Source organism: Nocardia sp. CDC160, from assembly GCF_035818795.1.
Classification (GTDB): domain Bacteria; phylum Actinomycetota; class Actinomycetes; order Mycobacteriales; family Mycobacteriaceae; genus Nocardia.
Genome location: NZ_JAYKYT010000005.1, coordinates 482,587 through 495,211, shown reverse-complemented (window position 1 = coordinate 495,211; position 12,625 = coordinate 482,587). Strand labels below are relative to the sequence as shown.

Genomic DNA, 12,625 nt, shown 5'->3' with positions numbered 1-12,625 from the left:
CCCCTGCGCCCCTTGGTTATTCAGTGAACCCAACCACACCCCGCCCACCCTGTGTCCCACCCCACACCCATTTGCCGCATCTCTACCGCCCCACCTGCGCCTACTTCGGCCACGGACCGTAAAGACCATCGCGAGAGCGACGCTGATCTATGAGGGCACCGCGCCGACCACCGAGTATCGCGGCACGACTGCACCGGAGCGGTGCTCAAACCGGCGGCCGGAATCATGAACAAGTGTCCGCCACGACTTCGCCTCCGGCGGAGATGGCGTCGTGGGCGGTGATGGGATCGTGTTCGTGTGGCGACGAATTGGCTACTTGGGTGGTAGGGACTTGGCGTAGTCGACGCCGCGTTGGACCCACTCGTCGAGGGCGTCGTCGTCGGCGACGGTTTCGCTGGTGACTCGCAGCCAGCCCGGCATTTTTCTGCCGCGCATCTCCATGGGTTCGACCGCTCCTGCCCGTAGGAGCGGTGCGGAGGTGTTCGGGTCCGTCCGCACCATTAACCCGCCCTGCCCGCTGGCTGCCACCGCCATGTTTCCGCCCACCAGGAACGCCAAGCCCCCGAACATCTTCTTCTCGACCACGTGCGGCAAGTCGGGGCCCAGCGCATCCCGAATCCGGTCGGCCAGCTTCTCGTCATATGCCATACCCGGCATTGTGACCCAGCCCACCGACAATCTGGCCGGGAGGCGGGGTCAGTGCGTTGCTGAGGTTGGGGTTGGGCTGTGGGTCGGTTGGCGGGTCAGTTCGGTCAGGTCGGCGCGGATGGATCGGCCGGTGACCTTCTGCAGCAGGGCCGAATAGATCAGGGGCGTCGCTAGTTCGACGGCGATCATGGCGATGTAGAACCAGTGCGGCCAGCCGACGTAGGCGACGGTCAGCAGGCGCACCACGCCGCCGAGGAAGAAGATCAGCATCAATAGGTGGATCAGTCCGGCGTGGCGGTCCAGATCCCGTGCGGCCCACAGGCATGCGATGCCGTAGGCCAGGAACAGGACCATCGAGAAGCGGACGTCACCGTCCAGCGTCGCGTTCGGGGTGTTCGCTCCGATGATCGTGCTCGGGCCGATGAGGATATGCGCCAGGGCGATGAGGATGTCGGCTATGCCGAAAATGATGAGGTACCAACGCAATACGGCTTTCACAACCGGCCCCTCACTGTGCTCGACGGAGCCTAGTGTACGTGTGTCAACTAGGCACCTGCGAGCGTAAGCCCGCTAGTGCACACGCGTCAACTATCGTGGAGCGATGCCACCGCGCCGCCGCCTCACCCCCGAACTGCGCCGCGCCGAACTCCTCGACATCGGCGCGAAGCTCTTCGCCGAACTGCCCTACGAACAGGTGCAGATGGACCAGGTCGCCGACCGCGCCGGAGTCTCCCGAACCCTCCTCTACCGCCATTTCCCCAAGAAGAGCGCCCTCTTCGCCGCCATCTACCAGCGCGCCGCCGAACAGCTACAGGCCCAGATCCAACTCGACCCCGAACTCCCCCTGGCCGAACTCGTCGCGACCGGTCTCGACGCCCACCTCGAATACTTCGCCGCGAATCGCAATACCGTCCTCGCGGCCAACCGAGCCCTCGCCGGTGACCCGGTCGTCCAGGCGATCGTCTTAGGCGATCACGCCGCCATGCGCGACCTCATGCTGGCCGCCACCAACCTCACCGGCCCCGACCGCAAAGCCCTGTCCGCGATCCTGACCGCCTGGCTCATGTTCGTCCACACCCTCTGCCTGGAATGGCTCGAACACAACACCCTCACCCGAGACCAAGTCCGCACCACCTGCCTCTCCACCCTCACCGCCGCCCTAAACCCCTGACCCACGAGCTGATGCCGGTTGATTCGTCAGGGTGTCTTGACGATCCGGTGCGTCAGGATAGACTGACGATATGGCTTCGTCGATGGATCTCGCAACGGGTGCCGGGAGCTCCGACCCGGCTGTCGGGCTGCGCGCGGTGGCGTCGTTGCGCCGCCTCGCCGAACAGCTGGAGGCGCTACAGGTGGCTCGAGCCCGCGAGCTGGGCTGGTCATGGTCTCGCATCGCAGCGGAGCTGGGCGTAACCAAACAATCCGTTCACCAGAAGCACGGTGGGCGCGACACCGCAGCGAAAAGAGGCTGAGGACATGTACGAACTCTTCACCGAGCCCTCACGAGCGATCCTCGTCGAGGCCCAAGATCTCGCACAGGAACTGGGCACCAACGAAATCGGCGTAGGCCACCTCCTCTTCGGATGTGCCGAGGTCCGAACCGAAACCGCCGCGGCCCTGCGCAAGCTCGGCATCACCTCCGCGCTCATCCGCACCCTGCTACCCCATCCGCCCCGACAGACACCTGCAGGCATCGACCCCGAAGCACTACGCGCAGTGGGCATCGACTACGACCAGGTCCGCGCAGCCGCCGAAGAAACCTTCGGCGTAGGCGCCCTGGACTCGGCCCCCGACCGACGCGCCTCCTCGACCGCCAATCAGCGACCCCCCTTCACCGATGCCGCCAAGCTCGCCCTCGAACTCTCCCTACGCGTTTCGACCGAACTACACCACCGCCGCGTCCACCCCGCACACCTGGTCCTCGCCCTACTGCGCCTCGACGACGAACTGGTATCCCAAATCCTGAACAAGGCGGGAACCACCCCCACCGCCCTCTCCGCAGCCACCCTCACCGTCCTATCCGAGGCCGCATAACCCAAGCCCACGAACATGCGTTCCAGCAGGCCCCTTCTCGACGTTTGCCTGCTGAATTGCATGCTCGTGGGGTGGAGGCCTGCCCAGGTGCCGGATAGATCGCGGTCTGTGTCGGTGGCGGTGTGTTGGATGGCGCTGTGAACGAACTGCACCGTCTCCCTGACATTTCGACCCTTCGCAACCGGTGCCGGGCAATGGCAATGCTCGATGCCGTGCTCAGCCCGGACTGGGAGGCCCGCTACTACTCGTTCAACTGCCGCTGGGGTGAGGGCGAAGAGATGGCTTCGATGCGAAACGGCTCTGGCGACGACTGGTTCATCGTCTTCTCCACCGCCGGTGTCTACGGCCGTGGTTTCAACCACGAAACCCCCAATGCTCCACAGCTACTCGATGCCGTACCCGCCGTCTTCGACACCTATGTCACCGAGCCCGCCTTCGCAGCCCACGACGGTTCCCCCCTTGCCACAGTGTGCTTCTGGCGTGAATCCCGCGACCCCAACTGGTCCGTATCCACCGTCGACCTCGGCGCACATAGCTTGTTCGACCTGCTGATCGACGGCACGCCCGAGGCCTACCGGGAATGGGCCCAGGAGTACTACGAGATCGAGACGACCCTGGCGGCCGTCCACCACGTGTACGCCCTGCTCCCCCTGACCCCCACGGTCGTCGCTGAACTAAACCCTGACGTCGATCTCATCGCGCTGGACCCGGACATAGCCGAAATCGGCTACCCGCATTAAGTATTCGCCGACGACCAGCCTCGTCCCCGTCCTGGTGTCGGTCCTATCGGATGGGCGGTTGGAGGAGGCGTTCGGCGATCGATTGGATGCGGGGGAGGGTGATTCCGTGGCGTTGCTCGATTGCCAATGGGTGGTCGGTCGGCTCCAGTTCGACGAGTGGCCTGATGCCGACGGGTTGGGTGTGCAGGTTGGTTTTCAGGTTCAACGTCGTTGGTTCGTAGGGCGCTAGCTCGGTGGCCAGCCATCCGAAATACGGTGGCTCCTCGACTCGTTCCGGCCTGTCCCACAGCTGCGACATTCGACCGAAGCTCTGCTCGCTGACCGATACCCAGACGCCCCACTCGAACTCGCCACCGGTCTCCACGATCGGCAGGACCAGGCGTGCGCGGACGAAGAAATGCGTTCCGGCAATCACACACCGCTCGCCTTCGAGCATGTTGTCCGGCTGATGTGCGAGATCGGCGTGCCAATACGCGGGCGCGGGAGCCGCATAGCCGAGCGGTGGTCCGTCGTGGGGTTGCGCGCAGCAGGAGCACCGGAAGGTGGAACCGGAAGTCACGACCGGAGCCTATTGGACAGGCGATCGTCTGAGGTAGGCGGAGAGACCATTCCGGGAGGTGTTGGACGGGGGCGTTTGAGGTACACAGGATGGGTGGAAGCCCCGCCGACCGTGGGTGTCGAAGAGGAGTTTCTCCTCGTGGATCCGCGCACCGGTGCGCCTGTCGGGAGAAACGCCGATGTGGTGCGGACGGCCGCGGATTTCGGCATGGATCTGCAGTTGGAGATCATGCGGTGTCAGGTCGAGACCAATACTCGGGTGCACACGAATACCGGTGATCTGCTTCGGGAATTGCGGGAGTTGCGGCGCGGTGCGGCGGCCTCGGCGGAGAAGAACGACGCGCTGCTGTTGGCCGCGGCGGTGCCGCCGAACGTTCCCGAGGAGCTCTCGATCACGCGTACGCCGCGCTATCAGCGGATCGCCGAGAACTTCGGGCGGCTGGCGCGGGAGCAAGGGCTGTGCGGGTGCCATGTGCACGTCTCGGTGCCGAATCGGGCGGCCGCGCTGCGGGTGAGCAACTTCCTGCGGCCGTGGTTGCCGCTGCTGCTGGCCTTGACCGCGAATTCGGCCATCTATCGCGGCGGCGAAACCGGTTATGCCAGTTGGCGAAACATTCTCTGGCGACGCTGGCCCAGCGCGGGGCCGCCGCCGCATTTCGAGTCGGTGCACGAGTTCGAGTCGGCCGTGGAGTCCATGCTGTCGCTGGGCGTCATCCTGGATCGCAAGATGGTCTACTGGGATGTGCGGCCCTCCAACACTTTTCCGACCGTGGAGGTGCGCGTCAGCGACGTGCCCGCCACGGTGGAGGAATCCGCACTGCTGGCCACTCTGGTGCGTGCCTGCGCAATGACCGCTCGCACAACCGATTCCGTGCCGGTCATCGCGGACGGCACACTGCGCGCGGCCTATTGGAAGGCCGCGCAGCAGGGCATAGACGGGGACGCCATCGACCCGGTGGACGGCAGCACCGTCCCGGTCGAGGATCTGCTGACCCGGCTCATCGACCGAATCCGGCCCGCCCTGAAGCAATTGGACGATCTCGACTTCGTCATCGACGGCGTGGCCGCGCTGCTGAGCCGGGGCAATGGGGCACGACGCCAGCTCAATGCCTTCAGGGCCCGCGGCGAGCTCGGCGATGTGGTCGGCGAGCTCGCCGAGGCGACGGTGTCCTCCTGCCGGTAATCACTCGAGCTGTCGGCAGCGCTACTTGAGTTGCAGGCAGAGCGCGAAATCCTCGATCTCCGGACCGCCGTTGAAGCTGGTCTTGTGCGTGATGATCACATCGGTGGCCGGGTACTTGTTGTCGCACTCGGTATCGCCGGTCGGGCCGGTGGGCTTGGCCAGCACGGTCGCCTGCGCACGCTGATCGCCGCACGCCACCACCTCGACCTTCGGGTGGTCGTCCTTGGCGATATCACCGTTCTTGTCCCACACGCAGTCACCGACCTTGGCCGACTTGGCGTCGTGCGCGGGCTGGGTGGTCGGCACGGACGGAATCGACGGAATCACCGGCACATTCGGCACGGTGTAGGTGGTCGAGGGCAGACCCGAGTAGTGGTAGTTGTTCGCCGAACTGCTGCCACTGCCGTGCGTGCCGCTGTAGATGATCAGACCGAGCACGAGGAAGGGCAGGAACAGTCCGATGATCGCGGGCCGCTGCCACAGGGGACGCCCCGGATTCATCGGCAGCGAGGGTGCACCCGGAATCGGCGGCCCCACCTGCTGCAGGCGCGCGCGATTGATCAGGTTGATCAGCAGGGTGACCGGATTGGCGATGAACCCGGAGATGGGACCCCACCAACCCTGGACCAGGCTGTCGCCGGTCATCTTCCGGAACGAGGCCAGACCGCAGTCGCGGCAGTAGGGCCCCGGCAGTTTCCGGAACTGCATGATGAAGACCATGCCGCGGTGTGCGCGAAAATCGAGATCGACCGCGGGCGTGGAACCGCAATAGCGGCAATAGATGCCATTAGCCTGCATGGACAAGGCCGAAAATCCCCCTGGGGTGAAGCTGGAAACCGCCGTATTGAAACACATCACCGTGACAACCGCAGATTCCAGCCGGGACGCCCGTCCAGCATCTGGGATTACGGCATCGGCTGATCGTCGACGATCATGTCGTAATTGACCTTCGTGCCCTCGACATTGGTGGTCTTGGCGGTGACACCCCAACGGGTGCCGTCGGTTTCGGTGATCACACAGCGAATGCTTGCACCGGTGGCCCCGCGCAGCAGGCCGTTGCAGGTGGAGGACTTCGGGGCCGAACCCACCTTCTGCTGATAGAAGTTCGAGACGTTGGAGGCCACGTCATCGGGTGCGACGAAGTCGTCGGTGAAGTTCAGGTCGTAGTAGACGTCCTTGCCGTCCACCTTGGTGACCTTCGCGGTGATCGGCCACGTCTGCCCGTCGGCGGCGGTGGCGCTGCAGGTCTGGGTGGCGTCCACCTTGGCGGGCAGATCCCCGTCGCAGGACACGCTCTTGGCGTCCTCGTGTGATTTGTCCTTGTAGAAGCTTCCGACCTTGGTCTGCACGTCGCTCTTGCTCACCGACCCGGTACTGGACGAGGAGCAACCCGCGGCGAGCAGGGGGACACACAACAAAGCCAGAGCGGCTGTCAGCTTTTTCATGAACAACTCTAGGCGCGGGTGCGCTGGGAAAATCCCCGGAATGAGCGTGCAAACCCGGCGAACCCGGCGTGTCCGACACTGGCACGCCGTATTTGGGGGTTGATTGGGGAATTTGACAGTGGTCCGGTCCGGGGCGAATCCCCGGACCGGACCACGCTCAGGGCCTCAACTGGCGCGGCTGCGCCACTCGTCCAACTGCGGCGACTCATCGCCGATGGTGGTGGATTCGCCGTGGCCGGTGTGCACCAGCGTCTCCGGTGGGAGGGTGAGCAGCCGGTCGGCAATCGACTCGACAATGGTGCCGTAATTGGAATAGGACCGACCGGTCGCCCCCGGCCCGCCCTGGAACAGCGTGTCGCCGGTGAAGACCGCACCCATATCGGGCGAATAGAAGCAGACCGCTCCCGGCGCGTGCCCGGGGGTGTGCAGCACGTGCAATTCGGTCCCGCCGACCGCGATCACCTGCTTGTCCGCCAACTCACCGTCCGGGTCGACCTCCGGATGCGTATGCCGCCACAGCACCATGTCGTCCGGGTGCATGAGTACGGGAGCGCCTGTGGCCCTGGACAATTCGGGGGCGACCCGAATGTGATCGTCGTGCGCGTGCGTCACCAGGATGGCCTTGACGGTGCGATTGCCGACGACATCGAGAATGGCCTCGACATTGTGCGGGGCGTCGATGACGACGCACTCCAGATCGTCGCCCACGACCCAGACATTGTTGTCGACGTCGAAGGTCTCGTTGTCGAGGCTGAAGGTGCCGACGGTGACGGCATGATCGATGTGCGCCATCAGAACACCACCACCGAACGCAGCACATCACCGTGATGCATCTTGGTGAAGGACTGTTCGACCTCGCCCAATTCGATGGTCTCGGAAACGAATCCGTCGAGATCCAGGCGGCCCTGCTTGTACAGCTCGACGAGGTACGGGAAATCGCGCGAGGGGAGGCAGTCGCCGTACCACGAGGACTTCAAAGCGCCACCGCGCGAGAAGAAGTCGATGAGCGGCATATCGAGCTTCATGTCCGGCGTCGGCACGCCGACCAGCACCACGGTGCCTGCCAGGTCCCGCGCGTAGAAGGCCTGCTTCCAGGTCTCCGGGCAGCCCACGGCATCGATCACCACATCCGCGCCGAAGCCGTCGGTGAGTTCCTGAACCCGTTCCACCGCATCCTCTTTCGCGGCGTTCACGGTGTGGGTGGCCCCGAATCCGGTGGCCCACTCCAGCTTTCGCTCATCGATATCGACGGCGATGATGGTGGTCGCGCCCGCCAACTTCGCGCCCGCGATGGCCGCATTGCCGACGCCGCCGCAGCCGATCACCGCGACGCTGTCACCGCGGCTCACGCCACCGGTATTGATGGCCGCACCCAGACCGGCCATCACACCGCAGCCCAGCAGACCCGCCGCGGCGGGCGAGACGCTCGGATCCACCTTGGTGCACTGCCCGGCGTGCACGAGGGTCTTCTCGGCGAACGCGCCGATGCCCAGGGCCGGGGTCAGCGGCGTGCCGTCGGTCAGCGTCATCGGCTGTGCCGCATTGAAAGTGGAGAAGCAGTACCAGGGCTTGCCCTTGCGACAGGCGCGACACGAGCCGCACACCGCCCGCCAATTGAGAATGACGAAATCCCCGGGCTCCACATCGGTGACGCCCTCGCCCACCGATTCCACGATGCCCGCGGCCTCGTGCCCGAGCAGGAACGGGAATTCGTCGTTGATGCCGCCCTCGCGGTAATGCAGATCGGTGTGGCAGACCCCGCAGGCCTGCACCTGCACCACGGCTTCCCCCGGGCCCGGGTCCGGGATCACGATATCGGTGACTTCCACGGGAGCGTTCTTGGAGCGTGCGATGACGCCGCGCACGATTTGGGACAACGAATTTCCTTCCTGGCCGACCGCAATGCCTCGACTATGGCATCCGACTCCGCCCACGTCATCTATTACCTTCGGTCACAGGGAACGAATCCGCTTGTGGGCTATCACAAGAGGGCTTGCGCGGCGGCCTCGGCAATGGTCGTGGCGACCAGGCTCAGCGCGGGCGAATCCAGCTTCCACTGCTGCCAGTAGAGGGGGACGTCGACGAATACCTTCTCGTCCAAGGGAACCAGGTTGTCCTCGGGGCGAATCATGGCGTCCGGGATCATGCCCCAGCCCATGCCGACGCGGACCGCGTCATTGAATCCCGCCGAGGAGGGAATGTAATGGCGCGGCGGATCGACCGGCTTGCGGGTGTAGTGGCGCATCAGCCGAAACTGCAGGTCATCCTTGCGGTCGAAGAGGACGACCGGCGCGTGCGCGAAGGATTTCGCGTTCGCGCCGTCGGGAAACCAGGTGCGCGCGAATTCCGGTGCGGCCATGGGTCGATAGCGCATCGCACCCAAACGGCGCACCGTGCAGCCCTGGACCGGGGCCGCGGTGGAGGTGATGGCGGCCATGACGGTGCCGTCGCGCAGCAGGCGGGTGGTGTGCTCCTCGTCCTCGCGATGGACCTCGAAGCAGACGCCACCGGCCGCGCGACCGAGGGCGTCGATGACCCAGGTCTGTAGTGAATCCGCATTGACGGCAATGGGAATCACGACCGGGCGATCGGTGGGCTGATGCACGTCGCCGAGTTCGCGGGCGGTGTCGCTGGTGAGCAGCTGAATCTGGCGGGCCAGGCGCAGCACGGTGAGGCCCGATTCGGTGGGCTGCACCGGCTTGGTGCGCTGCACCAGAATCCGGCCCGCGGCATCCTCGAGCGCCTTGATGCGCTGGCTGATTGCCGAGGGGGTCACGCTGAGCTTGCGGGCGGCCGCGTCGAACGTGCCCTCGCTGATGACGGCGTCGAGGGCGCGGAGTTGGTCGAGCTGCAGGTCCATATTAAGAAATCGTAATGGTGCCTCAGAATCTTTAGCTGGCCTGGTCCTGGACGGTTGTCCTAACTTCTGACGGGTGAACGCATCATCGGCGGCCCTGGCGGCCATCTCAGGACTCGGCTTCGGACTCTCCCTCATCGTGGCGATCGGCGCGCAGAACGCCTTCGTGCTGCGCCAAGGGATACGAGGTGAGCACGTCCTGCCGGTGGTCGCGGTCTGCATCGCCTCCGACGTGATCCTGATGACGCTGGGTGTCGCGGGCTTCGGCGCGATCGTCGGCTCCGCCCCGATGATCATGACCATCGCCAAATACGCGGGCGCGGCCTTCCTCCTCGGCTACGCCTTCCTCGCCGCCAAACGCGCCTTCTCCGCCTCCGGCCTTTCCGCGGGCGGCGGCACCCCCATCGCCCTCGGCGCGGCCATCGCCACCTGCCTGGCCGTCACCTGGCTCAACCCCCACGCCTACCTCGACACCGTCGTCCTCCTAGGCTCCTTCGCCAACACCTACGCCACCCCCGACCGCTGGTTCCTCACCGCCGGAGCCATTGCAGGCAGCCTCATCTGGTTCCTCTCCCTAGGCTTCGGCGCCCGCCTCCTAGCCCCCATCTTCGCCAACCCAAAGGCCTGGAAAATCCTCGACTCCACCATCGCCCTGGTAATGACAGCCCTAGCAATCGGCCTACTGCTCAGCTGATCCCGCGATTCCAATGCCCGGCTCGAGTGGGTCGTACGATGGGCGCAATGAAGCGCGGTGGGGGCGAGCAGCCCGGTTGGTTTGTGCGGGGGTTTGCGAGGTTGGCGACTACTCGGGGGTCGCGGCTTGTTTCTCGGCACCTCGCGTGGAAGCTCGATCCGGTGCTGTTGCGGGTCACACGTGGGCGTCTGGCGACGACGGTGGTCTTTCCGACCGCGGTATTGGAGACCGAGGGGGCCAAGACGAAGGCTCGGCGGCGGAACGCCGTCATTTATTTCAAGGATGGCGATCGGGTTGTCATCGTGGCATCCCATGCGGGGAGTCCGACCAATCCTGGCTGGTACTACAACCTTCGGGCCAATCCCGACGTCGTTTTCGGCGGGACACCCATGCGGGCGACCGTGGTAGAGGACGAGGCCGAGCGGCGGCGGCTCTGGGCGGTCGCCGAACGGGTGTTTCCGGCCTACAGCTCCTATCGGCGACAGGCGGCGCTGGCGGGGCGCAGCATCCCGATCATTCGACTTGCTCGGCGCGACACTCCCTGAGCGGCTGGAAGCTGTTGGGGCGGTGGGGGTTCAACTTGGGTTAGGAGCCGTATTGCCAGGCTCCGAGGTAGTTGCTGGCGTTGGTGCCCGAGGTGGGGAGGCAGTAGACGGCTCGGCCGGTGGAGGACTTGGCGATCACGTCTTTTTTGAGGTTGCAGAGGGAGCCGGGGTCGTGGGTGCCGGTCGTCAGGGTGGCGGGGGTGTCCCAGATGTAGGTGGGGGTGGTGGATCCGGCTTTGCGGGTGCAGACGAGTTGGGTGCCGGTGGGGGAGTAGGCGAAGGTTCCGGCTTCGGCGGTATTGCAGGGGAGGCCGACCGAGGGGCGGCTGACGGGGAGCCAGCGGGTGTGGGAGTCTCCGGCCACGTCGCAGGTGAGGACGGTGCCGTCGGGGGTGACGGAGGTTTGGCCGGGTTGGTCGCAGGCGGCTTGGGCGGCTATTGACGTGGTGGTGGTTGTCGTGGTCGAGCTGGGGGAGGCCGAGGTGGTGGGGTCGGAGGTGGAGCCGGAGTCGGAGGATTTCGGCGTGGTGGTGACGTGCGCCGAGCTCGGCGGCGGGGTCAGGACGACGCGGGGCGTGGTGGGGCCGGTGGCGTTGGGGGCGGCGTTCCAGCCACCGTGGCCGGAGACGAGCAGGAAACCGATGGCCAGCACCGCCACGACAATGGTCGCGCTCAGTCCGATGATGGCGTATTTGCTGGCCTGCGAGCCTTTTCGGCGACCGCCGTCGATTTCCGGCTCGTCGTCGCGAATCGCCTCGAACACCTCGGTGTCCTGCGTCCACAGCCGATCGTTCGGTCGATAGCCCGGAGGTATCGAATTCCCGTTCATCCCAATAGCTCTCGTTCGGCGGTCCCGCTGTGATCACCGGGCCATCGGAGAATAAACGCGGAGGCCGCCCCGCGGTAGCCGAAGTTTCAGCGGCGGATGTCGGAGAGCCGAACCGGTGTGCCCCGATGCCGCGACAGTTCGCAGGCTTCGGCGATGTAGAAGGCCTCGAGGGCGTCGGCGGGCGGGCACGGATTGGCCATCTCACCGGTGATGACACCCAGGAAGGTGACGAGTTCTTCGGTGTAGGCCCCGTGGAAGCGATCCATGAACCCCGGGTAGGCGGGCAGCGCCGAGGGCGGATAGCCGGGCTCGACCGAATGCAGCGGGGCCCGCTCGTCCAGACCGACGATCGCATTACCGGTGGAGCCCAACACTTCCAGCCGCACGTCATAACCCGCGCCGTTGTAGCGGGTCAGCGAGACCGTGGCCAGGCAGCCGTCGTCCATCCGCAGAATGACCGCGGCGGTATCGACATCCCCCGCGTCGGCGAAGAACTGCTCCCCGCGATTGGCCCCGGTCGCGTACACCTCGACCACCTCCCGCCCGGTGACCCACCGAATGATGTCGAAATCGTGCACACCGCAATCCCGGAACAGCCCGCCCGACCGCGGAATGTATTCGGGGGGCGGCGGCGCGGGATCGAGCGTGGTCGCACGCAGGGTGTGAATCCACCCCAGATCACCGGCGGCGACGGCGGCCCGCGCCGCGCGATACCCGGCATCGAACCGGCGCTGGAAACCGATCTGCACCGGCACATTCGACCGCTCGACATGCTGCACCACCCGCAGCGTCCCGAGAATGTCCGCGGCGATCGGCTTCTCGCAGAACACCGGAATACCGCGATCCACGGCCGCGGTGATGAGCGCCGGATGCGAGTCGGTGGCGGTGGTGATGACCAGCCCGTCGATGTCGGCCGCGAACACCGCTTCGATATCCGGCGCGAACTCCACCTCCAGCTTGTCGGCGGTGGCGCGGGCGCGTTCGGCGTCGGCGTCGGTGACGATGACCCGGCCCACGCCGGGCAGGGCTTTCAACGTTTCGGCGTGGGAGGTACCGATGCGGCCGGTACCGGCCAAACCGAGGGTGTGACCG

General features: G+C 65.7%; 17 protein-coding genes. 7 read left to right on the top strand and 10 right to left on the bottom strand.

Going from position 1 to position 12,625, the window contains the following annotated elements:
• Positions 1-312: 312 nt before the first annotated feature.
• Complete coding sequence (locus VMT40_RS30075; RefSeq protein WP_326362414.1) at positions 313-648, bottom strand: TfoX/Sxy family protein; 336 nt, start codon at positions 646-648, stop codon at positions 313-315.
• 48 nt (positions 649-696) lie between these two features.
• Positions 697-1,146, bottom strand: coding sequence for a DUF4345 domain-containing protein (locus VMT40_RS30070; protein ID WP_326362413.1), 450 nt, complete (start codon positions 1,144-1,146; stop codon positions 697-699).
• Between the two features lie 103 nt (positions 1,147-1,249).
• Between VMT40_RS30070 and VMT40_RS30065 the strand changes: the two genes are divergently transcribed.
• From VMT40_RS30065 to VMT40_RS30050, 4 genes are all read left to right on the top strand, one after another.
• The gene (locus tag VMT40_RS30065) at positions 1,250-1,819 is read left to right on the top strand and encodes a TetR/AcrR family transcriptional regulator (RefSeq protein ID WP_326362411.1); all 570 of its coding nucleotides are present in this window, start codon (positions 1,250-1,252) and stop codon (positions 1,817-1,819) included.
• Positions 1,820-1,889: 70 nt separating this feature from the next.
• Complete coding sequence (locus VMT40_RS30060; RefSeq protein WP_326362409.1) at positions 1,890-2,120, top strand: helix-turn-helix domain-containing protein; 231 nt, start codon at positions 1,890-1,892, stop codon at positions 2,118-2,120.
• Positions 2,121-2,124: 4 nt separating this feature from the next.
• Positions 2,125-2,682 (top strand): Clp protease N-terminal domain-containing protein, encoded by a 558-nt coding sequence (locus tag VMT40_RS30055; RefSeq protein WP_326362407.1) that lies wholly within the window; start codon positions 2,125-2,127, stop codon positions 2,680-2,682.
• A 194-nt stretch (positions 2,683-2,876) separates the two neighbouring features.
• Positions 2,877-3,422: a hypothetical protein gene (locus VMT40_RS30050; RefSeq protein ID WP_326362406.1), complete on the top strand. Its 546-nt coding sequence runs from the start codon at positions 2,877-2,879 to the stop codon at positions 3,420-3,422.
• A gap of 43 nt (positions 3,423-3,465) precedes the next feature.
• On the opposite strand, the gene VMT40_RS30045 is transcribed toward VMT40_RS30050, so the two are convergent.
• Positions 3,466-3,981: a DUF2199 domain-containing protein gene (locus VMT40_RS30045; protein ID WP_326362404.1), complete on the bottom strand. Its 516-nt coding sequence runs from the start codon at positions 3,979-3,981 to the stop codon at positions 3,466-3,468.
• A 93-nt stretch (positions 3,982-4,074) separates the two neighbouring features.
• Between VMT40_RS30045 and VMT40_RS30040 the strand changes: the two genes are divergently transcribed.
• On the top strand, positions 4,075-5,163 hold the full coding sequence (locus tag VMT40_RS30040; protein ID WP_326362402.1) for a glutamate--cysteine ligase 2: 1,089 nt from the start codon (positions 4,075-4,077) through the stop codon (positions 5,161-5,163).
• Positions 5,164-5,184: 21 nt separating this feature from the next.
• Here the strand turns inward: VMT40_RS30040 and VMT40_RS30035 are convergent, their stop codons facing one another.
• The 5 genes from VMT40_RS30035 to VMT40_RS30015 form a co-directional block, all read right to left on the bottom strand.
• Positions 5,185-5,961 carry an LppU/SCO3897 family protein gene (locus VMT40_RS30035; protein WP_442790086.1) on the bottom strand — a complete coding sequence of 259 codons (777 nt, stop codon included), beginning with the start codon at positions 5,959-5,961 and terminating at the stop codon, positions 5,185-5,187.
• Between the two features lie 107 nt (positions 5,962-6,068).
• Positions 6,069-6,608: a DUF4333 domain-containing protein gene (locus VMT40_RS30030; protein WP_326362398.1), complete on the bottom strand. Its 540-nt coding sequence runs from the start codon at positions 6,606-6,608 to the stop codon at positions 6,069-6,071.
• 165 nt (positions 6,609-6,773) lie between these two features.
• A complete protein-coding gene (locus tag VMT40_RS30025; protein ID WP_326362396.1) occupies positions 6,774-7,400 on the bottom strand; it encodes an MBL fold metallo-hydrolase in 627 nt (208 codons plus the stop codon).
• Positions 7,400-8,485, bottom strand: a complete 1,086-nt coding sequence (locus VMT40_RS30020; protein ID WP_326362394.1) for an S-(hydroxymethyl)mycothiol dehydrogenase — start codon at positions 8,483-8,485, stop codon at positions 7,400-7,402. Before VMT40_RS30020 ends, VMT40_RS30025 begins: the two co-directional genes overlap by 1 nt.
• Before the next feature lie 104 nt (positions 8,486-8,589).
• On the bottom strand, positions 8,590-9,468 hold the full coding sequence (locus VMT40_RS30015) for a LysR family transcriptional regulator ArgP (protein WP_326362393.1): 879 nt from the start codon (positions 9,466-9,468) through the stop codon (positions 8,590-8,592).
• A 73-nt stretch (positions 9,469-9,541) separates the two neighbouring features.
• Here VMT40_RS30015 and VMT40_RS30010 point away from each other — a divergent pair, with 73 nt between their 5' ends.
• Complete coding sequence (locus tag VMT40_RS30010) at positions 9,542-10,159, top strand: LysE/ArgO family amino acid transporter (protein WP_326362391.1); 618 nt, start codon at positions 9,542-9,544, stop codon at positions 10,157-10,159.
• 161 nt (positions 10,160-10,320) lie between these two features.
• The gene (locus tag VMT40_RS30005) at positions 10,321-10,704 is read left to right on the top strand and encodes a nitroreductase/quinone reductase family protein (RefSeq protein WP_326362389.1); all 384 of its coding nucleotides are present in this window, start codon (positions 10,321-10,323) and stop codon (positions 10,702-10,704) included.
• A gap of 40 nt (positions 10,705-10,744) precedes the next feature.
• On the opposite strand, the gene VMT40_RS30000 is transcribed toward VMT40_RS30005, so the two are convergent.
• Together VMT40_RS30000 and VMT40_RS29995 are read right to left on the bottom strand one after the other, a co-directional pair.
• A complete protein-coding gene (locus VMT40_RS30000; protein WP_326362388.1) occupies positions 10,745-11,533 on the bottom strand; it encodes a hypothetical protein in 789 nt (262 codons plus the stop codon).
• A gap of 86 nt (positions 11,534-11,619) precedes the next feature.
• A complete protein-coding gene (locus tag VMT40_RS29995) occupies positions 11,620-12,609 on the bottom strand; it encodes a Gfo/Idh/MocA family protein (RefSeq protein WP_326362386.1) in 990 nt (329 codons plus the stop codon).
• Positions 12,610-12,625 lie beyond the last annotated feature (16 nt).